The following is a 24,429-nucleotide window of genomic DNA, read 5'->3' as shown; positions in this document are numbered from 1 at the left end:
TTTTGCACCCGGGTGCAAATTTTAATTTAATGATTTTTATCTAAAATAAAACCTCAACCTACAGGACATACCGATGAAAATTATCAAGTTGCTGTTGATGACGTTGAGCATATTGATGGTCTGCAGCGCGCAGGCAAAAACCTGGCGCGTAGGGGTTGCGCTGGCCAACTTCGATCTGAATTTCGTCTCAATTTTACGCTCCCGGATGATCAGTGAATTGCAGGTACTGAAGATGGACAGCCAGTTCTCTGATGCTAAAGGCGACGTGGCCTTACAGGTGCAACAGGTAGACGATTTTATCAATCAGGGCGTTGACGCCATTATTCTCAATCCGGTGGATACCCAGGGGGTACGACCAATGATGGAAGCGGCAAAACGCGCCAGTATTCCGCTGATTTTTGTTAACCGTAAACCCGAAGTGAAGCTGGAGGGCGCAATGGCTTATGTCGGCTCGGATTCGGCGCTCAGCGGCAAGATGCAGATGGAAGCACTGGCAAAAAAAATGAACTATCGCGGCAATGTCGCCATCATTATGGGCGCGCTGTCGAATGAAGAGGCGCGTGAACGTACCCGGGCGGTGGAAGAGGTGATTGCGCAACATAAGGAGATGAAAGTGATTGAGAAGCAGAGCGCCAAATGGCAGCGCAATGAAGCGGTGGATGTGGTCGCCGGCTGGCTACTGAATGGTCGTCCGATCGATGGTATCGCGGCGAATAACGATGAAATGGCGATTGGCGCGATTATGGCGCTGAACCAGGCCAGCAATAAGCATGTGCTGGTGGCCGGTATCGATGGTACGCCGGATGGTCTGCAGTTTATTAAAAACGGCGAGATGGCGGTAACGGTTTTCCAGGATGCTCAAGGCCAGGCCACCGGCGCGGTGAAAGTGACCAAAGCACTGCTGGAAAAACAGAAAACCGAACCCTATAACTGGGTGCCATATGAAACCGTCACGCAGGAAAATTATGCCCGCTTTACCCGTCTGAATCAGAAGTAAGTGCCACTATTTATCCTTTTTTGCACCCGGGTGCAAAACAACCGTTACAGATTAAGGAGTCCGGAAATGCTCAATGGTGAAAGACAGATCCCGCGTCCGCTACGCTGGGCAATGATTGGCGGCGGCCGGCTGAGTCAGGTGGGCTATAAGCATCGCAGTGGCGCGCTGCGTGATAATACCGCCTACCAGATGGTCGCCAGCGCCTTTGATATTGATGCTGAGCGCGGGCGTGATTTTGGCGTCAATCTTGGCATCGCGCCGGAGCGTTGTTACGACAACTATCGTCAGCTGCTGGCAGAAGAGGCAAAGCGTGAGGATGGCGTTGAAGTGGTCAGTATCGCCACGCCGAACGGCACGCACTACGAAATCACCCGCGCGGCGCTGAATGCCGGTATTCATGTTATTTGTGAGAAGCCGCTGTTTTTCACCAGCGCCGAAGCGCAGCAGATAAAAGCGCTGGCCGAAAAAAAGGGGTTAATTGTTGGCGTTACCTACGGTTTCTCCGGCCATCCTCTGCTGATGCAGATGCGTGCGATGATTGCCAAAGGCGACATCGGTGAGGTGCGTATGGTTGAGCTGCAATACACCCATGGCTTCAACGCCAATGACAGCGCCGATAAATTCAGTGATGCGCAGAAGTGGCGCGTCGATCCGCAAGTGGCCGGTCCGACATTTGTTCTCGGCGATATCTCCACCCATACCTTTTATATCTCCCAGCTGGTACTGCCCGAATTACAAATCGAATCCCTGCTGTGCGATCGCCAGAGTTTTATTCCTTCGCGCGCGCCGCTGGAAGATAACGCCATGGTGCTGATGCATTACGCGGGCGGCGCGGTGGGCCGGATGTGGGCGTCATCCATTAATGCCGGCGCTATGGACAGCCAGTGCATTCGCGTTATTGGCTCGCTGGCCAGCCTTGAATGGAGCGACGCCAACCCCGGTGAGCTGAAGTATCAGGTACAGGGGCAACCGAATCAGGTGATGCATCACGGCATGCCGTATCTCGATGCGAGTGCGCTGGCGGATGAGCGACTGGGGGCGCTGCATACCGAAGGGCTGGCGGAGTCCTGGGCCAATATTTATCTGAAATTCGCCATCGCCATCAGCGCCAGCCAGCGCGGTGATAAGGCCAGGCTCAGCAATCTGATCTACCCGGATATTAATGCCGGTCTGGAAGGGGTGCGCTGGCTGGAAAACTGTGTTCGCTCCGCCGACAGCGGCTCCACCTGGGTTAACTACCAGTAAGGAAATCACCATGAAACTTTCATTTTGTACCGACAGCCTTGGCCATCTGCCGTTTGAACAGATGCTGGATCAATTACTCGCACTGGGGGTGTATGGCGTTGAGATGACGACCGGCGGCTGGTCATCGGCGCCGCATCTGCGCACGGACGAACTGCTGGGCAGCGCCAGCAAACGTCAGCAGCTGATGCAGGCGCTGGAGAGCCGCGGTATGACCATCGCCGCGCTTAATGTTTCCGGCAACCCGCTCGATCCCGGTGAGCTGGGGCAGCGTCATAAAAGTGACAGCGATAAAGCGTTGCAACTGGCCGGTCTGCTGGGGGTGAAAAAGATTGTGATGATGAGCGGCCTGCCGCCAGCCAGCCCGCAGGACCGTATTCCGAACTGGATCACCTATACCGTAAGCTGGCCGCCGACGCTGAAAAATTGCCTCGACTGGCAGTGGAATGAAGTGGCGATCCCTTACTGGCAGGGGTTGGTGCAGCGGGCTACAGAGTGTGGCGTCGAGAAGTTCGCGCTGGAAAACTTTAGCTCAATGCTGGTATGGAATCCGGAAACCCTGTTCCGTCTGCGGGATGCGGTCGGGCCGATGGTGGGGCTGAATCTCGACCCGAGCCATCTGCTGTGGATGGGCGCCGATCCGATTGCCGCTGCCCGGGCGCTGGGGCCGGCGATCCATCATGTACATGGCAAAGATGTGCGTCTGGAGCGTGGACTGGTGGCGATCAATGGCCTGCTGGAAACCAAACCGGTAGAGGATATCGCCCGTCGTGCCTGGAACTATGTGGCGGTAGGTTGCGGTCAGGATTTGCAATGGTGGAAGGAGTTCTTCTCGGTGGTCCGGATGATGGGTTACAACGACTGGGTGTCGCTGGAGATGGAAGATCTTACCATGTCAGTCGAGGCTGGGGTGACCTCTTCCATTGCCGCACTGCAGCAAACTATTAGCCAGTAACCGGGCAATGCAGTGACTGCAGCCAGCGCTGCAGTCACGTTGCTGTCAACTGGCGGCTTCCGGCACCCACGGACCTTTGACGGCCGCAGCGGCAAAACCGGCAGTCAGAATACGCAGTTGCGCATCACGTGGGGTGTTATCCCCCTGGCCCTGAATACTGACAATATCCTGCGGACAGGCAGACAGCGCCACATAGCAATCCATCTCGGCGCGCAAGATAATGTAATCGCCAGGCCGGGTCACGGTTGGCAACGTCTTCAGGGTAATGCCATCCGGCTGCACCTGAATATTCATAAAAATATTAAACGACGCCAGGTTGCCGTGCGGCAGTGTGACATCCAGCTGCGCCAGCCCTTCGTGCAGGTTGTCGTGGCAGTTGCGGTGCGGTTCAGTGCAACCTAATAGCTCATAACGACGCGCGTCGCAGGCGGCCATAAACGTATCGTGCACGCCCGGCGAGGTGTCTTCCACCAGCGTCAGAATGGGATGGCGCATATTGGTGATAAAGCTGTCGCCGCTGCGCGGATTCAGGCGCTGATTCCACACGCGGGTGGCCTCCATACACATATATTCGCTGACGTCGGCGGCGTTATAAGCCCAGCAATCCACTACCTGGGTGCCATGCAGATTAATCACCTGCAGCGCCTCACCGGCAGCAAGAAAAACAGCTTTGCCGTGACGTGCGGGGATTATCTGCTCATCGCGGCAGCTATAGTGATTATTCATCATATTCTCCTGGTTAATTGACCACACGCCGGGAATAGCGCGTCATACGCTGTTCGAGGCGTCGGGCCAGTAAATCGATAACGGTATTCAACAGCCAGTAACAGAGCGCGACGGCCAGATAGATCTCCAGTGGGGCATAGGTGGCGGAGATCGCCTGCTTTGCCTCGTACATAAACTCCGGTACTGAAACAATCGACAGCAATGCGGAGTCTTTAATCAGGCCAATCAGCAGCCCCATTAGCGGTGACAGCATTTGCGGCAGTGTCTGTGGCAATACCACGTCCTTCATGGTCTGCAGATGACCGATCCCCAGCACCCGACAGGCTTCCCACTGGCCGTGGGGCAGGGTGCCAATGGCGGCACGGATCACCTGCGCAATATAAGGAGCGTAATAGAGTGTCAGGGCCAGCACGCCCACCACCGGCGAAGAGAAGGTGATGTTGTATTCCGGCAACACAAAATAGAGCAAATAGATCACTATCAGCAGCGGCAGCCCCAGCGTCAGCGCCGTCCAGCCACGCAATAACGCCTGCAGCGGCGGTGGCCCGCGCATCAGCAGCAGTGCCAGTAGCGCACCGGCCAGCAGCGCGCAAATGGCGGCAATAACGCAGAGTTGCAAAGTGGTTTGCAAACCCTGCCATAGTGAGGGGGCCGCGGAAATCACCGCCTGCCAGTCCATTATGCCCACCTCCGTTTGCCTTCCAGATAGCGTGCCAGAGCGATCATCGGCAGGGCAATCAGCAGATAGCCGACCGCCACCAGCAGCAGTACCTGGGTGGCTTCATAGCTGCGGGCGATAACGATTTGTCCGGCATACGTCAGTTCGGTCAGCGCCACCACTGAAGCCAGCGGCGTGGTCTTTAGCAGAATGGTGAACTCATTAACTAACATTGGCAGGCTGGCGCGCAGTACCTGCGGATTAACCACGTACCACCAGCTCAGCCAGCGACTTAATCCCAGCGTACGGCAGGCCTCCAGCTGACCCGGCGTCACCAGCCGACGATTAACCCGCAGAATTTCCGCCACATATGCGCCGCTGTTCATGCCGATGGTGATCACCGCCGCCAGTAGCGGCTTGCCGCCCAGTCCGAGTAATGGCAGGGTAAAGAACACCACAAACAGCTGCACAATAGCCGGTGTGCCGCGCATCAGACTGATATACAGCCGTCCCAGCAGACGTGGTAACCAGCGTCGCTGTAGCTGCAGATAGCAGCCCGCCTGTCCCAGCACCAGGCTTACCATTGCCGACAGCACCGTCAGCTCGAGGGTGACCAGCAGCCCTTTGGCTAACTCCGGTAATCCGGCGCTGACTTGCGCATCCAGCCACATTATTGCCTCACTCAGACGGGAACGCCGTCAGATCTTCCGCCACTGACAGTCTGAGCGGGGCGGGGCGATCGTTGCCTTCAATCCCGCTACAGCAGGCCGAGACGATAAACAGCGTATCCATCACTACGCGACAGGTAATGCTGTCGCCGCTTTTGGTCATATTGGCCTGCGGCATAATGTCGCCATTACGTGCCAGTTCAACATGCATAAACAGGTTTATCGGGTCGGGTAACTTCGGCACCGTCATTCCGCGCCGCGCCAGTTCTGCGCTAAGGGATTCCATACAGCCCTGCTGCCCACGATAGCCGCGTTCTGCCAGCCATGCGCTGCTGGAGCCCGGCAGCAGCAGATCGTGACGACGCACACTGTCTTTGCCCAATACCATCATCGGACGGCGACGGTTGTTGACCATGCGCATGCCGGAACCGAGCAGATAACTGTTACTGAATACCCGGGTGTGATGTACCGACAACCAGACTGCCGGATCATCAAGACTGAAACCAAACAGCGACGCGACGGCGCCATCGCCCAGCGCGGTGATGCGCAGCAACTGCCCGCGCAGCACGCGAATTGAACCGGCGCTACCCGCTTCGACGGTAACGCTGTCTGCCAGGCTACGTGGCGTACTATCTGTGGTGAAGCCTTCTTTCATCAATAACATTTCAGGCCTCGCTGGTCAGGGTGTCGGAAATATGGATATCAATCGGCGTGACCTGCAGACCGTTGCCCGGAATAATGTCCTGCGGGCAGGAGGAGACGGCGCAAACCAGATCACAGAGTGCCAGGAAGGTCACCCGGTCACCGGCGCGGCTGTGGGGATCGGTCACCTCCATGCGGCCATCCGGCGTCACCGGGCCATTCTGGAACAGGTTAAACGGCTCCGGCAGGGTAAAGTAATTGACGCCGTAAGCGCGCATCCCTTCCAGCATGTTGTCGACGCAGTTACGGTGTCCTTCAACGCCAAAATCGATGCTGAAACGTGTGCGATCGCAGGCCGGTACGTTGGCATCATGAATACCGATGGTATCTTCAATAATCTGCAGCATGGCGCGGTTATCGCTCGACCAGAGCGCATCGCCCGGCTTAAAAAACAGTGAGCGCAGATGCTGGCGGGTATGGACCGGCGACAGTTTTTCGGCGGGGTTCGCCGCGTTAACCGCGACGAAATCCGCTGCCTGCTGTCCTTCACTGTCAATAATGGTCAGATATTGCCCCTGGCGTACGGTGAAAGCCTGGCCGTGTCCGGCGGCAACATGAACATGGTGCTGACACATGGACTTACTCCTGGGGAATGAAATTGTCGGCCGGAACGGTAAACGTGGTGCCAAGATATTGCGTTTGCAGCTTGCCCAGTTCGCCAGATGCCTGCATTGCCAGAATGCGATCGCTAATCACTTTGTTCAGGGCGCCGTCGTCCTTACGCGTTGCCCACGCCATCCATTGCGATGGTCCGACTTCACCTGCCTGCAGCAGTTTCGCCGGATATTTCTGCACTATCGGCGCCAGCACGGAGATATCGTCGATGACAAAGTCAGCGCGTTTGGTCAGTAAGGTGCTGACGGTCTGATCCAGCGTATCGACGCTGATAATGGTGATCGGTGTCAGGCCTTTGCTCTTCAGGGTTTCGTTAAAAGATTTCAGCAACTGCTCCGGCACACTGGCGCTTTTAGCCGCCCCGCGCAGACCGGCAAGAGCTTCAATTTTCAGCGGCTTGCTGGCGAATTTTCCCGCTTCATCCTGACGTACCAGTACACCATTAACGGTTTTACTGAACGGCACGGTAAACAGTACTTTCTTTGCCCGCTCGGCGGTGACGTTCAGGGAAGAACCTTCGGCATTGAATGAACCGGAAATCAGGCCCGGAATAATGCCGCTAAAGGCGGTTTTCTGAAATTCAAGTTTCACCCCCAGCTGTTTAGCGACCGACTTCATGATCTCGGCGCTGTAGCCCACCACTTCACCCTTATCGTTGGTGTATTCATAAGGAGGAAAGGTGGGGTCGACGCCGACGGTCATGGTGCCGCTGGCTTTAATATCGGCCAGCGTATCAGCCTGCGCGACGGCGCTGAGTGAGCCAGCGGTGAGTAATGCGGCGATAAGTAATGTTATGTTTTTCATTATGGTGATTCCCTGGTGTTGGTGAAATACATCAGGGATAAGGCAGTTTTCGTGCCAGTTTAAATCACAGCGCGGGCGGGTGAAAAATGAACAGCGGCAATTTTCTTTAAGAATCACAGAGAAACATGTGTTTCATGGGATAAAAATATTTTTTCATGTGTTTCATAAGGCGCGTTTTTAACCGCGCCAGCAGAAAGGGGGGCGCACCATTATGGCGCACAATAACTGAGCAATTGCACCATCAGCCATGGCTTAGAGCAGAAGGTGTTTACTCCAGCTCATCAAGCCACTGATGAACTGATTCAATCAGCGTCAGCTGGTCGTTACTGACCTTGCCGCGCTCACGCGCCACCAGTGAACAAAGCAGGTTACATACCCCGGACAAGGCTGCGGTGCTGTCAAAAATCAGGCTGCCTTCGGTATGGCAACGCATCACCCAGTTTGCCTGTTTTGCCGCTTTGCCGGACAGTACGTCAGAGAGGTAGAGCATCGGTACTTTCAGTTCCGCCAGGGCGTTCATCGCCGCTTCCAGAGCGGGCATACGGCGGCGTAAGCCGATGCAGATCGCCACGTCCTGCGGCCCGAGAGCCGCAAGGTACTCCGCCAGAGAATCCCCGGCGCGCGGCAGCAGACGGACATCGTTATGCACATGGACCAGATCGCGATACATCAGTGCGGCAATGGTCTGGCTGTGACGCCAGCCGAGCAGCACAATACGCCGGGCACCGGCAATCGCCTTCACCACCTGACTAAGCTGTTGGGCATCAAGGGCGCGATAAGAGTTAACCAGATTGGCGACTTCGCGTTCGAGGTGGCTCTGGATCAGCGCATCCAGCGGCGACGCGGACTGGAATTGTTGCAGGTAGAGTGGTGACCCGCTGTTTTGCATTTCCCGCGCCTGGCGGCGGGCTTCATCATAGTTTTCATAGCCGAGATGGCGGAAAAAACGCGTGGTGGTGGCTTTCGATACCCCGGCGCTGATTGCCAGTTCCGTGGCGGTATTCATCGCCAGCTGGCCGGGCGCGGCAAGGACCACATCCGCCAGCCGCTGTTCATGGCTGGAAAGGTCGTCCCAGTACTGACGAATCCGGCTTTCGAGCGAAACCGTTTTGGCACTCATTTGTTAACCCTGGAAAAATAAAATCCATCCTGCACACAGCTGGCGGGAATGTCATGCGCAAAATGCGAAAAAATTGGGTTATTGCACCGGAGAGCGCCGATCCGCATACGATAACCGCTGGCGCTGACGCGCTGTCCGCAGATGATTTCTTTTATATCTCTCCTGATAAACATCACGCAATGATAAAACGGTGACCGCCTGGTTACTGTTATTTTATTGATTTGACGCCGGTGACGGAATAACAAAATATCGCCATGCAGTCCGCCGGACCCGCTATTCCGCGCGGCCTGAAGCAATACGCGATTTATCGGTGTAATTCCTGGTGATCCATCCGCTTATTGTATCGCAAAGGAATTGCGACTTATCCGCAAAATAAGGGAAGAGCAATATGAAAATAAATTTAGCCGTCAAACTGCTATCGGCGTCGATACTCTGTGCGCTGGCGACGGGTAGTCTGCACGCTGGCGGCGCTACGCCGGACGGGCAGGCCACAGCCGCAGTGGCAGCGCCGGCAAAACCGCTGGTCAAACAGCTGCCGCCGCAAAATATGCTGGAGTTGTTGCAGGCTGATAATGTCGCCCAGCTACGTCTGCGCCAGACCTATCACTTCGACCGTAATGATCCGCTTTGCAGTCTGTACCACTGCGATACTGAGGTGATCTCGATTGCCGCTCGCTTCAGCCAGCTGGTGCTGAGCTCCGGGGCTTACCTCGAGATCTCATCGGTGGCCGATAACGAGGTATTACGCTACGATGCCAGTGAGATCGCCGTCGTGACAGCACGTTATGATGGGGTTTTTACCACTCCTTATATGATGGGAAATACCATTACGCTCCGGGTTGTCTATCCTGCCGGACAGCTACCGGCGCCAGAGGATAGCGCGGTCCTTGATGCTAATCTGGTCTCGTTTAATGCCTATATGCCGCCCAATTATGCGGAAAATCGCCAGCCGGTAGCCTGCCTGCAATCGGGGGACAGCGCGCAGCAGCAATATGTGCGTGGCCTGGCGACTGCCTATCTGAACGGCAGCGCATGGCTGGTGGGTAGCGACAATAATTTAATTACCACCGCTTCGGTGTTGGGACATGATATTTATGATGGAGAAACCACCGGGGATTTAATTCCCGAACGTCGGGTGCGGTTTAATTACGCCTCACCGGATTGTGCAGAGAATAAGGCGGTTGCCGCGCGGGACAATCTGGTCAATATCAAAGGCGGTAAGATAATTGCCAGCGGCGGCTGGGAAAGCCAGTATGACTGGACATTATTCTCACTCGATCCGCTGGAATATCGTGAAGCCGGAATTAAATCGCTGTTTGGCGGGCTGGCGATGGAGCATGAAAATTTGTCGGCGGGACAAACCCTGTCGGCTATCGGTCATGGTCGTGATGGCATCTATCTGATGGATTCGGCAGTGGCTGACCCGCAGCAGGGGACCGCGAAGCAGCTGAGTGCTAAAGGACCGGAAGGCGATCCCTGTAAGCTGGTGCAACTGTTCTCCTCCCAACTACTGGAAACCGATTGTTATCTCACCGCCGGTAATGGCGGCTCGCCGCTGTTATCAGCTGACGGCAAGGTCATCGGCTTGATTTACGGTGCCTACGGCTATAGCAGCTACGCCATTCAGTCACCGTATTTGCTGGCGGCTCTCTCGCAGTGGGCGCCAGCCGGGGAGTTTGGCAAAGCGACCGCCGGTAGCGGCCATGTACAGACTGCCAGCATTGACTTTCCGGCGTTTAGCAAACCCGGTGAGTTTACTTTTTCCGCAGGTCATCTCAGTTTTGCGCCGGTGGTCGAAGGCCGCAAGTTTGTGCATTTTGCTGACTATTCGCAGCTGAAGTCAGTGGCCCGTGATAATGCAGGCAGAGATGTGGAGGTGTTATTCCGCCTGGCGCAGAGTAATGCCTGTGGTGAAACCAGTCTGCAAAGCGTCTGTGATCTGCCGGGGCCGACTACGTTGAAAGTGTGGATCGAGCGCGAGGATAATCACGCCATTGCCGCCGGGCAGCATCTCTCCGGCTGGCTGCCGGTTGCCGTTGCTGCTAACGGCAAGCTGCATACCAACCAGCTGCTGCGTTATCGCTATAGCGGCTATGATCCGCAAGTCTCGCCATTTGACGCCGCGCAGCCAGTGCTGAAGAGGACCATTGGCAACGATACGCAGTATCTGCACCTGTTCAGCCGCGATAATTTCCGCAGCGGTATGACCGCGGTGCGCACTGGCGAAGGCCCGCTGGTCGATAATCTGGCCGGGTCTGCCAGCGATGGCGTCGCCTACGCAGGGATGACCGATCTGTTTGCCGGGGTTATCAATCAGCAGGATGGTAAGAGCTATGTTATCAGGCTGCGCGCCGGGCTGATCAACACCTGTACTGCGATTAGCCAGCCATCAGGTAACTGGACGCCGGTAAATAGCGCCGCCTGCGAGCAAGGGCGGCCGGGGTATCAGGATTTTAGCGATGGCAGCGTCTATCTGCTGGATCAGGATAATGCGCATCTGCCCGCAGGCCGCTACAGCGGCTTACTGCCGTTAATGATCCGTCACTGGGACCAACCGGATAACACCCAGGCGGTGGAGCTAACCATCGATTATCTGAAAAAGTAACCCTGCATATATTATCGACGCCCCGGGAGGGGCGTTTTCGCCGCTACGGCAGATTAAGAAACGCGCTTAAAGGCAGCTCAAAGCCGGCGGAGATTTTTTCGATAGTCGCCAGCGTCGGGCTGGATTCGCCACGCTCGATCTGTCCCAGCATTGATTTACTTACCCCGGTCATTTTTTGCGTGTCGCCAAGACTCCATCCGCGCTTTTTTCTCAGTTGCTGTAAGCGTTCAGCGAAACATTTCTCAATTGAAGCCATTTCTTCACCTGGCATGCGTTAGGGAGCCCATTGGTTGAAAACAGCATTTTGAACATGATTGATTTTTTTATATGCCAATGACAGGATGCAGGCAAGAAAATTATTCACGCGCTAAAAGTATAAGAATATATTATGTCATGGATAGGTATTTCGTATTACAGAAGGCGGCAATAATGGAGCAGAGAAAGAATTCCGCGGCGGTGACCGATAATAAAACGCTGGATCGCTTTGATTTGGCGATACTGCGTATTCTGCAGCTTGATGGTTCTGTCTCCAATGTCACGCTGGCGAACAAAATCAATCTCAGTCCACCGGCCTGTTTACGTCGGGTGGAGCGCTTAAAACAGCTGGGCTTTATTAAGAATTATGTCGCTTTACTCAATCCGCAAACGCTGAATGCCGGGCTGGTGGTGATGATCGGGGTAGTATTGGATCGCTCAACACCGGAATCATTTCAGGACTTTGAAGGCGCGGTAAGTAAAATAAGCGGATGTATGGAGTGCCATATGGTGAGCGGTGAATTTGATTATATTATGTTAATTCGTACTGCCGATAACCAAAGCTTTAATAAGTTACATGCCGAGCAGTTGCTTTTCTTACCTGGCGTACGCCAGATCCGTTCTTTTATTGGTCTGCGCGAAGTGTTTTCCACCACGCAAATTCCGTTGTGATCGCGTTGTCCCTCCTGCCGTTACTGCGATAAATGTTTTTTCAGCCCTATTCTGCAACTGTAACACTGCGCTTTTAGCGCCAGTGGCAGAGGGGGGCTTTTATGCCTTTCGTCTAATTTAACGCATTGAATTTAAACATTAATTTTACTTTTTCTGCTGTCTGTAACCGGACGGGTGCTTTGCGTTGATTAATTTTATTTCTCCGGGCGTCATTGTGATGGAATTTTATTAAGATATTTTCCTTTTTATGTTTATTTATTAAATAAAATGGCTGAAAAACGAAATTTACAAAATTTACGCCTCGGGTATTGTTATTGGGTAAACCGCAACCGTTGGCGCCGCAGCAATTAATCGCAAGCGAATCCCTTTTCCCCGGAGATAAATGATGAATCTGGAAAAATTTCCCCGTTACCCTCTCACTTTTGGTCCATCGCCCATTACGCCAATGAAACGCCTGAGCGCTGAATTAGGCGGCAAAGTGGAAATTTATGCTAAACGCGAGGATTGCAATAGCGGCCTGGCCTTTGGCGGTAATAAGACCCGTAAACTGGAGTACCTGATCCCGGAAGCGCTGGCGCAGGGGTGTGACACGCTGGTATCCATTGGCGGTATCCAGTCTAACCAGACCCGTCAGGTGGCAGCGGTTGCGGCGCATCTGGGGATGAAATGCGTACTGGTACAGGAAAACTGGGTGAACTATTCCGATGCGGTGTATGACCGGGTTGGCAACATTGAGCTTTCGCGCATTATGGGCGCCGATGTGCGTCTTGATTCTGCCGGTTTTGATATCGGTATCCGTGAAAGCTGGAAGCAGGCGATGGATGAAGCCGCGCAGGATGGCGGCAAACCCTTCCCGATCCCGGCAGGCTGTTCTGAGCATCCCTACGGCGGTCTCGGCTTTGTCGGCTTTGCCGAAGAGGTGCGTCAGCAGGAGAAAGAGCTGGGCTTTAAATTTGATTATATTGTGGTGTGTTCCGTCACCGGCAGTACTCAGGCGGGCATGGTGGTGGGATTTGCCGCTGATGGCCGTTCCCGCAACGTGATTGGTATCGATGCCTCGGCGAAGCCGCAGCAAACTAAAGCGCAGATCCTGCGTATCGCGCAGAACACCGCCAGTCTGGTGGAACTGGGCCGCGAAATTACCGAAGAAGATGTGGTACTGGATACCCGCTATGGCGGCCCGGAATATGGCTTGCCGAGCGAAGGCACCCTGGAAGCCATTCGCCTGTGCGCCCGTACCGAAGGGGTTCTCACCGACCCGGTATACGAAGGTAAATCGATGCAGGGCATGATTGATATGGTGCGCAACGGCGAGTTCCCTGACGGCTCTAAAGTGTTGTATGCCCATCTTGGCGGTGCGCCAGCGTTAAGCGCCTATAGCTATATTTTCCGTAACGGCTAATCAGTGCCTGAACCTTACTGATAACAGTGCCTGGCAAAGGATGCCCGGCACTGTTTTTTTTTGCTTAACGGAATTGCAGCGCGAAATCCTGGCGACACTGCTGATCGAGACTGTGCAACTCCTGCTTCAGGAAGCTAAAAAAGGCGTTGAGCATCGCGGTGCGCGGTTTGCCCATTTCAGTCTGCAGTTGTAGGGTACGCTGGCTGAGCTGGTCGCGATTGACGGTCTTTATTTTCAGACCATCCTGCTGCGCGCTGTAGAGAATGGAGAAATGGCTGCTGACGCTAATGGCATTCGGTGTTTTGCGCACAAATTCATACAGCGTGGAAAAATGGTTGCTGGTGAATATCGGGTCAATAAACACGTTGTTCATCCGGCAGGAAAGATCAAATAACTGGCGGATGGTGGCTGACTGATCCGGCAGTACCACCGGCCAGGCATTCAGATCGGCCAGCTGGATATCGCGTGCTGCCAGCGGGTGATCGGCTTTCATAAATACCAGTACCGGGGAAGGGAAGGAGGCCAGCACTTCCACACCACTCTCCGGCGCCAGACAGAATTTAATCGCCAGATCGCATTCGCCATTACGCACCAGTTCCGGCACCTGTCTGGCGGTGCCGACGGTCAGAAAGAAGCTGACGCGAGGATGCAACTGGCGAAAGCGCGCCATCAGATTCGGCAGCAGGTTGAAAGCCAGACCGTCAGTACAAACCACCCGAATGGTGGTTTGATCCGCCGCTTTCATCCCCTTCAGTTCGGCCATTGCCAGCTCCATATCGGCCATACTGCGCCGTACATGGTTCGCCAGAATATGTCCGGCATCGTTTAACTGCATACCGCGCGGACTGCGTTCGAACAGCGTGACGCCGAGCCGGGTTTCCAGTCGCTGGATCTGCCGGCTGATGGCGGAGATGGCAACAAACAGCTGCTGACTGGCCGCGCTGATAGATCCGGTGCTGACTACCGCCATAAAATAGCGAATTTCGTTGTTGTGCATAATGACCTCTGTTCTGTCAGCCGCGCCGGGCGAGCAGCACCTCACGACCCTGTTCGGCAAGATCCCAGAACAGGCCGGTCATAATTTGCAGTGCTTCGCATGCCACATCGGCTAACAGATGTTCATTAGGCGCATGCTGCGAGCAGGCGGGGTAGGAGTGCGGGATCCACAGCGTCGGTACGCCAAAGGTATCAAGGAAACAGGCGTTAGGTAAGCCGCCGCCGAAATTAGGCAGCACCGCGGCGTTTTTGCCGACCGAACGGCTGATGGAAGCGACGCTCCACCTGACCCACGCATCGTCAGGATCAATGCGCGTGGCTTTAAAACAGTTTACCGGGCCGATAATCGCCACGTCGCTAAAACCACAACGGTCCAGCTGGCGACGGATATGATCGGCGAAATGGTCGACATCACTGCCCGGAACATAACGCATATGGCAATGGGCGATGGCAGACGCGGGGATGGCATGCGCGGGTTTCTCCGGGTTGCCAGTGGTAAACGCCAGCGTTTCCAGGGTATTCCAGCCATACAGCTTCTCGGCGGCGCTTAATCCGGGTTCACCCCACTGCGGCGCGATCTGCGGATCGCCGGGCGCATTCGCCAGCTCCAGATCCGCCAGATGATGACGGATAGTGGCAGACAGCGGCGGCGGCAGCAGTTCCGGCACCTGGATGCGGCCATTGGCATCCACCAGGCAGCCAATGGCATGTGCCAGTCGGATCCCGGGGTTACTTAACAAGCCGCCCCAGTTACCGGAGTGATGCGCGCCGTCACGTGAGATTATCTGCAATGAAAAATTGAACACGCCGCGCGAACCGAGAAATAGCGTTGGCCGCTCAGCCGAGACGCGCGGGCCATCCGAGGCGATAAACAGATCTGCCGCCAGCCAGTCGCGATATTGCTGGCATACCTGCTCCAGCCCCGGGGAACCGACCTCTTCACCCATCTCGAGGATCATTTTGACGTTGTAGCCAAGCCGTCCATCACGCGCCTGCAGGACCATTGCCAGCGCCGCAAGATTAATGCTGTGCTGCCCTTTATTGTCGGCGACGCCGCGACCGTACCAGCGGTTGCCTTCGACGTGCAGTTGCCACGGAGAAAGATCCGGGCGCCAGTTTTCTGCGTCACCGGGCACAACATCACCGTGGCCGTAGGTCAGCAGGGTAAAGTCAGCAGCCGCTTCTATACGCCGGGCCAGCAGAAAAGGGCTTTTCCCGGCTTGTGGATTGGCGACAATCCGGCAGTCAAATCCCAGCGTTTCCAGCCGGGGGATCAGTTCTTCACTCAGATAGGCCAGCAGCACCGGGGCCTGTTGCGGGTTCTGGCTTTCTGTCTGATAAGCTATCCGGCGCGCCAGGGTTGCGCGGAATTCGCCGGAGCGGAAATACTCCAGCGCAGTTTGCAGGGTGGTTTCACGTGTCATAATTTGCTCCTTTCTGTCGTTATCAGACGGTCCCGATCAGCTAATCTCAATTTGCGGAATGCCGAGGCCTGGCTCCGGGGTCAGCACTGATGCCAGCAGCGCCCGGGTGTAAGGGTGTTGCGGCTGACTGAATATCTGCTCCCGCGTGCCCTGCTCGACAATCCTGCCTTTACGCATTACCGCCACATGATCGACAAGATGCTCCACCACCGACAGGTTATGGCTGATAAACAGATAGGTCAGAGAAAACTCCTGCTTCAGCGCCAGCAGCAGATTGAGGATCTGTGCCTGTACCGATACATCCAGTGCCGAGGTCGGTTCATCGCAAATCAGGATTTCCGGCCGCAGGATCAGCGCCCGGGCAATAGCGACGCGCTGGCGCTGGCCGCCGGAGAGCTGGCCCGGATACTGACTGTGGGTACGGGAAGGCATGCCCACCATATCCAGCATGTCACGAACCTGTTTTTTCCGTTCAGCAGGGGTGCCGATGTTATGCAGTCGCAGCGCCACTTCCACCACATCGGCTACCGTGCGGCGCGGATTCAGTGAGGAGTAGGGATCCTGAAAAATAGGCTGAATACGCGCGCTCAGTTTGCGGCGATCCGCCGCGTCGATCTCGCGGCCTTCAATCAGGACATTACCGGCGCTCGGCGCCAGCAGACCCAGCAACATTTTCGCCAGCGTACTTTTGCCGCAGCCTGATTCACCCACCAGACCGAGGGTCTCACCGCGGCGGATCCGTAGCGAAATATTATCCACCGCAAGGATCTCACCGGGTGCTTTAAACAGTCCGCGATTCAGGCGAAAGCTACGGCTCAAAGAGCAGAGCTCAAGAGCAATATCATCATTGCCGGCAATATGCGGCAGCGTGCGGTTATCTTCGGTTATCGCTGTCATAGCCCCTCCCCGATCGGCAATGGCCTTACACAGCGCACCTGGTGGCGCGCGCTCACCGGCAGATAAGGCGGATTCTGGTTACAGTCATCCTGACACTGATTGCAGCGGTTACGGAATGCGCAGCCCTGCTGCGGGCCGGTAAGATTGGGCACCACACCGGGGATGGTTTGCAGCGGCTGGCCGGGCAGGGTGCGGCCGGATACCGGGATGCACCCGAGTAAGCCACGGGTGTAGGGATGTTGTGGCTGATGGAATAGCTCCATCACCGGGGCGTTTTCCACCACCTGTCCGGCATACATTACCGCGACCCGATCGGCGATTCGCGCCACTACCCCTAAGTCATGGGTAATAAAGATCACCGCCATCCCCAACTCCTGCTGAAGTTCGCGCAGCATCCGCAGAATTTGCGCCTGAATGGTGACATCCAGCGCGGTGGTCGGCTCATCGGCAATAATCAGATCCGGCCCGCACATCAGCGACATGGCGATCATAATGCGCTGACGCAGGCCGCCGGACAGCTGGTGCGGGTACTGCCGCAACCGGTCCGCTGCCTGCGGGATGCCGACGCGCTCCATCAGATAGACTGCGCGATCGCGTGCTGCAGAACGGGAGACTTTACGGTGCGCCAGCAGGGTTTCCGTTAACTGTTCGCCGAGGGTATATGACGGATTAAGGGAGGTCATCGGCTCCTGAAAAATCATCGACATTTCATTGCCGCGTATTGACGCCCGCTGACGTCGCCCGAGAGAGAGCAGATCCACGCCTTTAAAGCGCAGGCTGTCGGCCTGGCGTTGCGCATTGCGCGGCAGCAGATCCATTAGCGCCAGCGAGGTCATCGACTTGCCGCAGCCGGATTCGCCCACCAGACAGAGCATTTCGCCGCGCTGCACGCTGAAATCAATGCCGCGTACCGCGTGCAGGGTGCCGCGTGGCGTCTGCAAATCCACTTGCAGATTTCTCACTTCCAGCAGTGGCGCCTGCGTGCTGTTTTCAAACTGACTCATGGCGTTCCCCTTAATTACGTCCGTCCAGCGCCGTGACATCGCGCAGACCGTCACCCACCAGATTGATACTCAGTACCAGCAGCGCCAGCACCACGCCCGGGATCAGAATCACCCAGGGCTGAAAGAACATATACGCTTTACCTTCTGCCACCATCAGCCCCCAGGACGGCATTGGCGGCTGGACCCCGAGGCCAAGGAACGAGAGGGTGGCTTCCAGCAGGATGGCGTGCGCAATCTCCAGCGTAGCCACCACGGTCAGTGGCCCCAGCAGATTGGGCAGAATTTCCCGCAGCATAATAAACAGCGAAGACGCCCCCAGCGTTTTGGCGGCGGCGATAAACTCCGCCTCGCGCAGCTGACGCGTGACCGAACGTGAAACAATCAGAAAACGATCCCAGAGCAGCAGGCCCAGCAGGACAATTACCACCTTAACGGAACCGCCAACCAGCGAGGCCAGCGCCAGCGCCACCAGGATCACCGGCATTGCCAGGCGCACGGTGAGGATGTAGCTGACCAGCGCATCGACCCGGCCGCCAAAATAGCCCGCCAGCACCCCGAGAGTGATGCCGATAAACCCGGACAGCATCACTGAGAGCAGGCCGATAAGCAGCGACACCCGGGCGCCGTACAGCAGGCGGCTGAGGTAGTCGCGCCCCAGTTTGTCGGTCCCTAACAGATGTTCCCAGCCACCTTTCGCATGCCAGAACGGCGGCACCAGGCGGCTGCTCACATCCTGAGCATAGGGATCGTGTGGACTGATCAGCGGGGCGAGAATCGCCAGCAGCATAATGGCGCCGAGTATCACGATTCCCAGCGTCATACTGTGGTGGCCGAGGATCTTGCGACACCAGCGCTGCCATGGCGCAGGCTCCGGCAGCAGCTCTGCTGACGCGGCGACGCTGTTTTTTATCATTCCTGCCATTGAGCTTTTCATCGTGGCTCCTTATTTGCTGCGCAACCGGGGATCCAGCACCGCATTCAGCACATCGGCCAGAAAAGTCAGCCCGATGTAAAATACGGCAATAATCAGGACGATGGCCTGCACCACCGGGAAGTCATTACGGGAGATCGAGTCCCAGGCGAGTTGCCCCAGACCCTGCAAAGAGAACACCGATTCAATCACCACCGATCCGCCGAGCATAAACCCCAGTTCGACGGTGGCCAGCGCCACCACCGGAATAATCGCGTTGCGCAGGCCGTGTTTGACCACCACCTTAAAGGCGCTTAACCCCTTGGCATGGGCGGTGCGAATATAGTCGGCGCCGAGCACGTCCAGCATGCCGGAGCGGGTCAGACGCATCAGCGATGGCATGGCGTAGTAACCCAGCGCCACCGCTGGCAACACAAAATGTTGCCAGCTGCTGTTGCCTGCTACCGGTAGCCACTTCAGGCCAACGGCGAAGATCAAAATCAATACCAGAGCAAACCAGAAGTTGGGTATCGCCTGGCCCAGTACCGAGATAAACATCGCGCAGCGGTCGATCCAGCTGTCACGAAATACCGCTGCCATCACCCCGAGCGGGATGGCCACCACCAGCGCCAGCAACAGCGCCACACCACCCAGCTGCAGGGTGATCGGCATACGCTGCCCGACCAGTTCCATGACGGTATTCTCAAAGTAGAACGAGCGGCCAAAATCCAGATGCAGCGCTGACCAGAACCAGTGAGAGAACTGCGTCAGTAGCGGCTGGTCCAGCCCGTTCTGCACGCGGATCTGCTCGACGGTTTCGGCACTGGCATCCGGCCCGGCAATAGCGATCGCCAGGTCACCGGAGAGATGCAGCAGGGAGAAGCTGACCACCGCCACGGTAAACAGCACCGCCAGAGCCACCAGTAACCGATGAAAGATAAAGCGAACCATTAGCTAGCTCCTTATGGGGTATGACGTGACGGGACAGGCGGCCGCCTTTCCCGTCAGCGAATTACTTCCAGCTGGACTGCGCAAAGCGCGGCAGTTCATCCGGCCAGTCCTGGAAGTTCAGCTCAGAGTTAAATGCGTAATGGGTGGAGTAGGAGAACATCGGCGCCATATAGGCCTGAGAAGAGATGCGGCCCAGCGCCTGCGCATACTGCTCGCTGCGTTGCTGTGTATCGACAGTCGCATCGGCGGCTTTCAGCATCGCGGTCAGTTCGCTGTCCTTCCAGATATCGCTGCCCTTGCCGCCAAAGTAGGGGGTAGTGAAGGCAGAGACATCATTAATCGAGAAGGATCCCCAGGTGTTAAAGGCGATTGGCGCTTCACCGGAGCTGAGGGCGGTAGCCATTACCGGATACTGCACAAAATGCAGACGGGCGCGAATCCCGACCTTACGCAGATCGCCAATAATGGCTTCGGCATAGTCGCGTTCGCGATAAGCCCACAGATCGGTATCAAAACCGTTGGCATAGCCCGCCTCCGCCAGCAGTTGTCTGGCTTTTTCCGGATCGTAGCTATAACGAGTCACCTTGCTGTCATCACAGGCAACCTGAGTACGGAAACAGGCGGTAAATACCGGCTTACTGCCGCCGCGCACCAGGTTGTCGACAATCCCCTGGCGGTTAATGGCGTAGTTGATCGCCTGACGCACCCGCAGATCTTTCAGCGGTACGCCGGTTGGGCCGTTGGCATTAGTATTCAGGGCGAGGAAGCCGACGCGCATGGTTTCACCGCTTTTCACCGCGATATTGGGCATTGCCGACAGCGGTTCAACCTGATCTGCCGCCACGCGCCAGATCCAGTCCACCTGGCCGGTCATCAGCTGGGCGACACGGGCCTCCGGATCGCGGATCACGACAAATTTCACTTTACCAATCTGCGGTTGTCCCACCGGACTCTGTTTGAAATAGTCCGGGTTCTTCACCATATCGACCCCCTGCCCGGGGATCACTTTCACAATCTTATAAGGTCCGGTGCCGACTGGCGCTTTGCTGAATCCTTCCAGTTTCACCTGTTGAAAATATTTCGCCGGATAGATTGGCGTCGGGCCGGAGAGATATTCCAGCGCGGCCGGGAAAGGCTGTTTCAGATGCAGACGCACGGTGTAGTCATCGACTTTTTCGACGTGATCGATCCAGTCGACACTCTGTGGGATCACCGAGGCGCTATTCGGGCCAGCGATATTCTGGAAGGTATATACCACATCGTCAGCGCTAAAGGCGTCGCCGTTATGGAAAGTGATGCCTTTACGCAGATGGAGCAGCAGGGCGGTCGGCGATTCCCACTTCCAGTCCGACGCCAGTTCCGGCTGATATTCACCACTTTTCGCATCGCGGTAAATTAGGGTGTCCCACACCATATGCGCGAGGATCACCCCTTCGCGCAGGTTATTATGGTAAGGGCTGATATTTTCCACCTCATTATCCGAGGCATAAACCAGAGTATCGTTCTGTTTGCCGGCATAGCTATAAGCTGCGCAGCCTAACAGTAATGCGGTTAATGCATACTTGTGAATCTGTGTTGCCAGGTAACGAGTCATGCCATTCTCCACCGATAAATGAAAAGGTAATCAACGAAAGCAGATGGCATTGACGAAGCAAGAGCAGAGCCAAAGCGCGGAAAGGATCGTTACTGATTTTCGGCACCAGGTTTCTCAAAATAAGAAAGGTAGTGTCCGGCCTGCGCTTGCGGACAGCAGTGCAAGTCGCAGCGCGCCGGATTCATGGCTGCAGGTATGACCTCAGTAATCCCCGCCTGACAAGGTCAGCACCGCCAGAGTGCAAAAAAACACCATCCTGCACTCTTTGTGTGAGTCTCCGGTGGCGATAAGCGATTTCTTATTTTGGGAAAGCATGCTGACGGGGAGTGAAAGGGGAAAAGCAGCGATAAATTCATCTGCTTTTTGAATAGATATTATCCATTAATTCGAATTTTTTCGGGAAATATCCGTGATATATTGATTTTTAATAAAATTATTTCGATTCCCATTCTTCAGTTAAGGCAAATCCGTGAAATTAAAATATCTGGTTTTTACCGGAGGGGTATTTATGAGCGCAATTCCGATTTCGTTCAGCAGCCAGGCTGCCAGCGGAGATTTACCTGCTACGTCTGTGGGGGCGACAATTCTGCAGGTGACCAACAGTCGCGGGCAGATCGACGCCATTAATGATGTTGTCTATGAACAAATTATCTCCACGCGTGCGGTGCGCGCTATGCATATGTCATTACTGGTTCCGCGCAATAATCTGCAGAAGCCGGCGATCGTTTATTTTCCGGGGGGCGGTTTTACTTCTGCCGATTATGGCAAGTTTATTGAGATGCGCATGGCCCTGGCGCAGGCCGGATTTGTTGTCGCTGCGGCCGAATATCGCGTCGTCCCGGAGATCTTTCCGGCGCCGGTCGTCGATGGCAAAGCGGCGGTGCGTTATCTGCGCGAGCACGCAGCCAGCTATGGCATTGATCCGCAGCGCATCGGGGTTCTGGGGGATTCTGCAGGGGGCTGGATGGCGCAAATGCTGGGAACCACTAACGGAGATAAAACTTTCGATAAAGGTGATTTCCTTAATCAGTCTTCTGATGTGCAGGCGGTGGCTACCCTGTATGGCATCTCAAACTTGCTCAATATTGGCGAAGGCTTCCCTGCTGATGTGCAGAAAGTCCACCAGTCACCGGCAGTCACCGAAGCTTTACTGGTCAATGGCAGTGCTTTCCGCCACTTCCCTGGCGCGTCAATCGGCGATGATAAACAGAAAGCGTTAGCTGCCAGCCCGATGGGACATATTAAAGGCAGTAAGCCGCCGTTCCTGATTATGCATGGCAGCGCGGATAGTCTGGTTTCACCGTTGCAGAGCGCGCAGCTGTATCGGGCGTTAAAAAGCGCCGGCAATAAAGCGGATTATGTGGTGGTTGATGGCGCGGAGCATGGCGATCTCCACTGGTATCAGCCAGCGGTTATCGAGCGGGTGGTGAACTGGTTTAAACAGAGTCTTGGCGCACCGCGGGACAGTAACGGCAAGCCAGCGAGTAATAGCAATACCAACTTATAGCGGCCAGCTAACCAGCAAAGCTGAATCGATTTAATTGATTTCAGCTTTGTCCGGGTATATCGCGCATATTTTTTTGAAAACGTCACGTTTCGTGCAATATTCTGTGATAAGCAACACGATTAATTGAATAAAAAAGCTAAAAAAAATGGGCAGTGATGGTAATCACGTTTTTCTCTGTCGCCTGTTTGTAGTCTGTATCCCATCGAAGCTAAATCAATTCAGCAACGGAAGGGAAAAGATGAAAAAGAAATTTCTGGCAACGGTAGTTCTGGCGATGATCAGTGGACAGGCTGCAGCGCAAAGTTGGGTGCTGACGGATGCTGAAAGCGGGACTGACAAGGGAAACTGGCAGGTGACCAGTCAGCAGCTGAAACTTAGCGGTGAAAGCTTCAGCTTACAGCAGCAAGTGTTACATGGCGGCAAACAGGAAGGTTCCAAAGTACTGACGCTGACCAGCCAGAATGGCCTGACCATCGCTCTTAGCCCGACGCGTGGTATGGATTTGCTGCATGTCAGCGGCCATGGCGTACGTCTGGGCTGGGACTCCCCGGTGGATGAGGTGGTCAACCCGGCATATATTAATCTTGAGAGCCGCAACGGTCTGGGCTGGCTGGACGGTTTCAACGAAATGATGGTGCGCTGTGGCTATGAATGGACGGGCCATCCGGTCACCAAAGACGGCGTGATTTATACGCTACACGGCAAAGCAGGAAACACTCCGGCATCGAAAGTGGAAGTGACTGTTGATGACAAAGCCCCGCATGAAATCCGCATTCGTGGCCTGCTGAAAGAGCACACCTTTAAAAAGGCAAAACTGGAAACCTGGACCGAACTCCGCTATGTGCCGGGTTCTGACTCGTTTACCGTGCATGATGTGCTGACCAACCAGGCGGATTATCCGCACGATTACCAGATTATTTACCACAGTAACTTTGGTGCGCCAATCCTTGAAAAGGATGCCCGCTTTATTGCCCCGTTAAAATCAGTTTCGCCATTTAATGACTATGCCAAACAAGGGCTGGATAACTGGAATGTTTACGGCGCGCCAACCAAAGACTTTGATGAAATGGTGTTTAACCTGGTCCCTAAAGCGGACAGCAATGGCAAAACCGTAGCGGCGCTGCTCGGTAGCAAGGGCGACAAAGGGGTTTCAATTGAGTTTGATACCCGCCAGTTACCGTTGCTGACTATGTGGAAAAACACCGATACCCTGAAGCAGGGTTATGTTACCGGGATTGAACCGGGGACCAACTATGCCTACCCGGTGACTATCGAAAAACAGCAGGGTAGGGTGAAACAGCTGCAACCGGGGCAAAGCACCGAGTTTGTTCTGACCTATTCGTTACTGAAAGATGCCCATGCGGTACAGAAGGTTGAGCAGCGCGTGAAGCAGATTCAGGGAGATGAGAAGACCACGATTGAGCAGACACCGTTAGCGAAAGAGTAACCGGATTCCCTGAGCGCCAGGATGATTGCGGGCATCTGACACCACCATGCACAGGAGTCATTAATGGCTCCCGTGTTGCGTGATACCCCGGGCGGAATAAATCCCGCCCCTACGGTTCGGGGGTTATCTGAAACCCTGTAGGGGAGCCATTAATGGCTCCCGTGTTGCGTGATATCCCGGGCGGAATAAATCCCGCCCCTACGGTTCGGGGGTTATCTGAAACCCTGTAGGGGAGCCATTTATGGCTCCCGTGCTGCGTGATACCCCGGGCGGAATAA

The 24,429-nt window shown here is 55.4% G+C and carries 23 protein-coding genes; 8 read left to right on the top strand and 15 right to left on the bottom strand.

Going from position 1 to position 24,429, the window contains the following annotated elements:
- The first annotated feature begins 73 nt into the window (after positions 1–73).
- From JWF83_RS09615 to JWF83_RS09605, 3 genes are all read left to right on the top strand, one after another.
- Positions 74–997 (top strand): substrate-binding domain-containing protein, encoded by a 924-nt coding sequence (locus JWF83_RS09615; protein WP_413649986.1) that lies wholly within the window; start codon positions 74–76, stop codon positions 995–997.
- A 66-nt stretch (positions 998–1,063) separates the two neighbouring features.
- Positions 1,064–2,242 (top strand): Gfo/Idh/MocA family protein, encoded by a 1,179-nt coding sequence (locus JWF83_RS09610; RefSeq protein WP_413649985.1) that lies wholly within the window; start codon positions 1,064–1,066, stop codon positions 2,240–2,242.
- Between the two features lie 10 nt (positions 2,243–2,252).
- Complete coding sequence (locus tag JWF83_RS09605) at positions 2,253–3,194, top strand: sugar phosphate isomerase/epimerase family protein (protein ID WP_413649984.1); 942 nt, start codon at positions 2,253–2,255, stop codon at positions 3,192–3,194.
- Between the two features lie 45 nt (positions 3,195–3,239).
- On the opposite strand, the gene JWF83_RS09600 is transcribed toward JWF83_RS09605, so the two are convergent.
- From JWF83_RS09600 to JWF83_RS09570, 7 genes are all read right to left on the bottom strand, one after another.
- Positions 3,240–3,920 carry a DUF1989 domain-containing protein gene (locus tag JWF83_RS09600; protein ID WP_413649999.1) on the bottom strand — a complete coding sequence of 227 codons (681 nt, stop codon included), beginning with the start codon at positions 3,918–3,920 and terminating at the stop codon, positions 3,240–3,242.
- Between the two features lie 13 nt (positions 3,921–3,933).
- On the bottom strand, positions 3,934–4,599 hold the full coding sequence (locus JWF83_RS09595; RefSeq protein ID WP_413649983.1) for an amino acid ABC transporter permease: 666 nt from the start codon (positions 4,597–4,599) through the stop codon (positions 3,934–3,936).
- Entirely contained in the window at positions 4,599–5,249 is a 651-nt protein-coding gene (locus tag JWF83_RS09590) for an amino acid ABC transporter permease (RefSeq protein ID WP_413649982.1), read from the bottom strand. Before JWF83_RS09590 ends, JWF83_RS09595 begins: the two co-directional genes overlap by 1 nt.
- Positions 5,250–5,256: 7 nt before the next feature.
- A complete protein-coding gene (locus tag JWF83_RS09585) occupies positions 5,257–5,910 on the bottom strand; it encodes an urea carboxylase-associated family protein (RefSeq protein ID WP_413649981.1) in 654 nt (217 codons plus the stop codon).
- A gap of 1 nt (position 5,911) precedes the next feature.
- Entirely contained in the window at positions 5,912–6,523 is a 612-nt protein-coding gene (locus JWF83_RS09580; protein WP_413649980.1) for a DUF1989 domain-containing protein, read from the bottom strand.
- Positions 6,524–6,527: 4 nt separating this feature from the next.
- Positions 6,528–7,367: a transporter substrate-binding domain-containing protein gene (locus tag JWF83_RS09575; RefSeq protein WP_413649979.1), complete on the bottom strand. Its 840-nt coding sequence runs from the start codon at positions 7,365–7,367 to the stop codon at positions 6,528–6,530.
- Between the two features lie 268 nt (positions 7,368–7,635).
- Entirely contained in the window at positions 7,636–8,487 is an 852-nt protein-coding gene (locus JWF83_RS09570; protein WP_413649978.1) for a MurR/RpiR family transcriptional regulator, read from the bottom strand.
- 388 nt (positions 8,488–8,875) lie between these two features.
- Between JWF83_RS09570 and JWF83_RS09565 the strand changes: the two genes are divergently transcribed.
- Positions 8,876–11,092 (top strand): trypsin-like peptidase domain-containing protein, encoded by a 2,217-nt coding sequence (locus JWF83_RS09565; RefSeq protein ID WP_413649977.1) that lies wholly within the window; start codon positions 8,876–8,878, stop codon positions 11,090–11,092.
- Positions 11,093–11,135: 43 nt separating this feature from the next.
- Here the strand turns inward: JWF83_RS09565 and JWF83_RS09560 are convergent, their stop codons facing one another.
- Entirely contained in the window at positions 11,136–11,348 is a 213-nt protein-coding gene (locus tag JWF83_RS09560; RefSeq protein ID WP_413649976.1) for a helix-turn-helix domain-containing protein, read from the bottom strand.
- A 173-nt stretch (positions 11,349–11,521) separates the two neighbouring features.
- Between JWF83_RS09560 and JWF83_RS09555 the strand changes: the two genes are divergently transcribed.
- Both JWF83_RS09555 and JWF83_RS09550 read left to right on the top strand, forming a co-directional pair.
- Positions 11,522–12,019, top strand: a complete 498-nt coding sequence (locus JWF83_RS09555; protein WP_413649975.1) for an Lrp/AsnC family transcriptional regulator — start codon at positions 11,522–11,524, stop codon at positions 12,017–12,019.
- Between the two features lie 385 nt (positions 12,020–12,404).
- Positions 12,405–13,421 (top strand): 1-aminocyclopropane-1-carboxylate deaminase, encoded by a 1,017-nt coding sequence (locus JWF83_RS09550; protein ID WP_413649998.1) that lies wholly within the window; start codon positions 12,405–12,407, stop codon positions 13,419–13,421.
- Between the two features lie 64 nt (positions 13,422–13,485).
- Here the strand turns inward: JWF83_RS09550 and JWF83_RS09545 are convergent, their stop codons facing one another.
- The 7 genes from JWF83_RS09545 to JWF83_RS09515 form a co-directional block, all read right to left on the bottom strand.
- A complete protein-coding gene (locus tag JWF83_RS09545; RefSeq protein WP_413649974.1) occupies positions 13,486–14,418 on the bottom strand; it encodes a LysR family transcriptional regulator in 933 nt (310 codons plus the stop codon).
- A gap of 16 nt (positions 14,419–14,434) precedes the next feature.
- Positions 14,435–15,841, bottom strand: coding sequence for a M20 family metallopeptidase (locus tag JWF83_RS09540; protein WP_413649973.1), 1,407 nt, complete (start codon positions 15,839–15,841; stop codon positions 14,435–14,437).
- A gap of 36 nt (positions 15,842–15,877) precedes the next feature.
- Entirely contained in the window at positions 15,878–16,738 is an 861-nt protein-coding gene (locus JWF83_RS09535) for an ATP-binding cassette domain-containing protein (protein ID WP_413649972.1), read from the bottom strand.
- Positions 16,735–17,742 (bottom strand): ABC transporter ATP-binding protein, encoded by a 1,008-nt coding sequence (locus tag JWF83_RS09530; protein ID WP_413649971.1) that lies wholly within the window; start codon positions 17,740–17,742, stop codon positions 16,735–16,737. The genes JWF83_RS09535 and JWF83_RS09530 overlap by 4 nt, the downstream gene beginning before the upstream one ends.
- Positions 17,743–17,752: 10 nt before the next feature.
- On the bottom strand, positions 17,753–18,676 hold the full coding sequence (locus JWF83_RS09525) for an ABC transporter permease (protein WP_413649970.1): 924 nt from the start codon (positions 18,674–18,676) through the stop codon (positions 17,753–17,755).
- A 9-nt stretch (positions 18,677–18,685) separates the two neighbouring features.
- On the bottom strand, positions 18,686–19,603 hold the full coding sequence (locus tag JWF83_RS09520; RefSeq protein WP_413649969.1) for an ABC transporter permease: 918 nt from the start codon (positions 19,601–19,603) through the stop codon (positions 18,686–18,688).
- 61 nt (positions 19,604–19,664) lie between these two features.
- Positions 19,665–21,197 carry an ABC transporter substrate-binding protein gene (locus JWF83_RS09515; RefSeq protein ID WP_413649968.1) on the bottom strand — a complete coding sequence of 511 codons (1,533 nt, stop codon included), beginning with the start codon at positions 21,195–21,197 and terminating at the stop codon, positions 19,665–19,667.
- Between the two features lie 469 nt (positions 21,198–21,666).
- Between JWF83_RS09515 and JWF83_RS09510 the strand changes: the two genes are divergently transcribed.
- Both JWF83_RS09510 and JWF83_RS09505 read left to right on the top strand, forming a co-directional pair.
- Positions 21,667–22,704 (top strand): alpha/beta hydrolase fold domain-containing protein, encoded by a 1,038-nt coding sequence (locus JWF83_RS09510; protein WP_413649967.1) that lies wholly within the window; start codon positions 21,667–21,669, stop codon positions 22,702–22,704.
- 238 nt (positions 22,705–22,942) lie between these two features.
- The gene (locus JWF83_RS09505; protein ID WP_413649966.1) at positions 22,943–24,151 is read left to right on the top strand and encodes an aldose 1-epimerase family protein; all 1,209 of its coding nucleotides are present in this window, start codon (positions 22,943–22,945) and stop codon (positions 24,149–24,151) included.
- Positions 24,152–24,429 lie beyond the last annotated feature (278 nt).

This window comes from Pantoea sp. B65, from assembly GCF_047308185.1.
Classification (GTDB): domain Bacteria; phylum Pseudomonadota; class Gammaproteobacteria; order Enterobacterales; family Enterobacteriaceae; genus Erwinia.
This window is presented reverse-complemented; position numbering and strand designations above follow the sequence as displayed.

Bases quoted from the DNA above. Each gene is read 5' to 3' on its own strand.
- JWF83_RS09520 (WP_413649969.1), bottom strand. From the start codon at position 19,603: ATGGTTCGCTTTATCTTTCATCGGTTACTGGTGGCTCTGGCGGTGCTG.
- JWF83_RS09515 (WP_413649968.1), bottom strand. From the start codon at position 21,197: ATGACTCGTTACCTGGCAACACAGATTCACAAGTATGCATTAACCGCA.
- JWF83_RS09615 (WP_413649986.1), top strand. From the start codon at position 74: ATGAAAATTATCAAGTTGCTGTTGATGACGTTGAGCATATTGATGGTC.
- JWF83_RS09525 (WP_413649970.1), bottom strand. From the start codon at position 18,676: ATGAAAAGCTCAATGGCAGGAATGATAAAAAACAGCGTCGCCGCGTCA.
- JWF83_RS09585 (WP_413649981.1), bottom strand. From the start codon at position 5,910: ATGTTATTGATGAAAGAAGGCTTCACCACAGATAGTACGCCACGTAGC.
- JWF83_RS09505 (WP_413649966.1), top strand. From the start codon at position 22,943: ATGAAAAAGAAATTTCTGGCAACGGTAGTTCTGGCGATGATCAGTGGA.
- JWF83_RS09565 (WP_413649977.1), top strand. From the start codon at position 8,876: ATGAAAATAAATTTAGCCGTCAAACTGCTATCGGCGTCGATACTCTGT.
- JWF83_RS09560 (WP_413649976.1), bottom strand. From the start codon at position 11,348: ATGGCTTCAATTGAGAAATGTTTCGCTGAACGCTTACAGCAACTGAGA.
- JWF83_RS09545 (WP_413649974.1), bottom strand. From the start codon at position 14,418: ATGCACAACAACGAAATTCGCTATTTTATGGCGGTAGTCAGCACCGGA.
- JWF83_RS09555 (WP_413649975.1), top strand. From the start codon at position 11,522: ATGGAGCAGAGAAAGAATTCCGCGGCGGTGACCGATAATAAAACGCTG.
- JWF83_RS09540 (WP_413649973.1), bottom strand. From the start codon at position 15,841: ATGACACGTGAAACCACCCTGCAAACTGCGCTGGAGTATTTCCGCTCC.
- JWF83_RS09605 (WP_413649984.1), top strand. From the start codon at position 2,253: ATGAAACTTTCATTTTGTACCGACAGCCTTGGCCATCTGCCGTTTGAA.
- JWF83_RS09530 (WP_413649971.1), bottom strand. From the start codon at position 17,742: ATGAGTCAGTTTGAAAACAGCACGCAGGCGCCACTGCTGGAAGTGAGA.
- JWF83_RS09600 (WP_413649999.1), bottom strand. From the start codon at position 3,920: ATGAATAATCACTATAGCTGCCGCGATGAGCAGATAATCCCCGCACGT.
- JWF83_RS09610 (WP_413649985.1), top strand. From the start codon at position 1,064: ATGCTCAATGGTGAAAGACAGATCCCGCGTCCGCTACGCTGGGCAATG.
- JWF83_RS09590 (WP_413649982.1), bottom strand. From the start codon at position 5,249: ATGTGGCTGGATGCGCAAGTCAGCGCCGGATTACCGGAGTTAGCCAAA.
- JWF83_RS09595 (WP_413649983.1), bottom strand. From the start codon at position 4,599: ATGGACTGGCAGGCGGTGATTTCCGCGGCCCCCTCACTATGGCAGGGT.
- JWF83_RS09570 (WP_413649978.1), bottom strand. From the start codon at position 8,487: ATGAGTGCCAAAACGGTTTCGCTCGAAAGCCGGATTCGTCAGTACTGG.
- JWF83_RS09550 (WP_413649998.1), top strand. From the start codon at position 12,405: ATGAATCTGGAAAAATTTCCCCGTTACCCTCTCACTTTTGGTCCATCG.
- JWF83_RS09580 (WP_413649980.1), bottom strand. From the start codon at position 6,523: ATGTGTCAGCACCATGTTCATGTTGCCGCCGGACACGGCCAGGCTTTC.
- JWF83_RS09575 (WP_413649979.1), bottom strand. From the start codon at position 7,367: ATGAAAAACATAACATTACTTATCGCCGCATTACTCACCGCTGGCTCA.
- JWF83_RS09535 (WP_413649972.1), bottom strand. From the start codon at position 16,738: ATGACAGCGATAACCGAAGATAACCGCACGCTGCCGCATATTGCCGGC.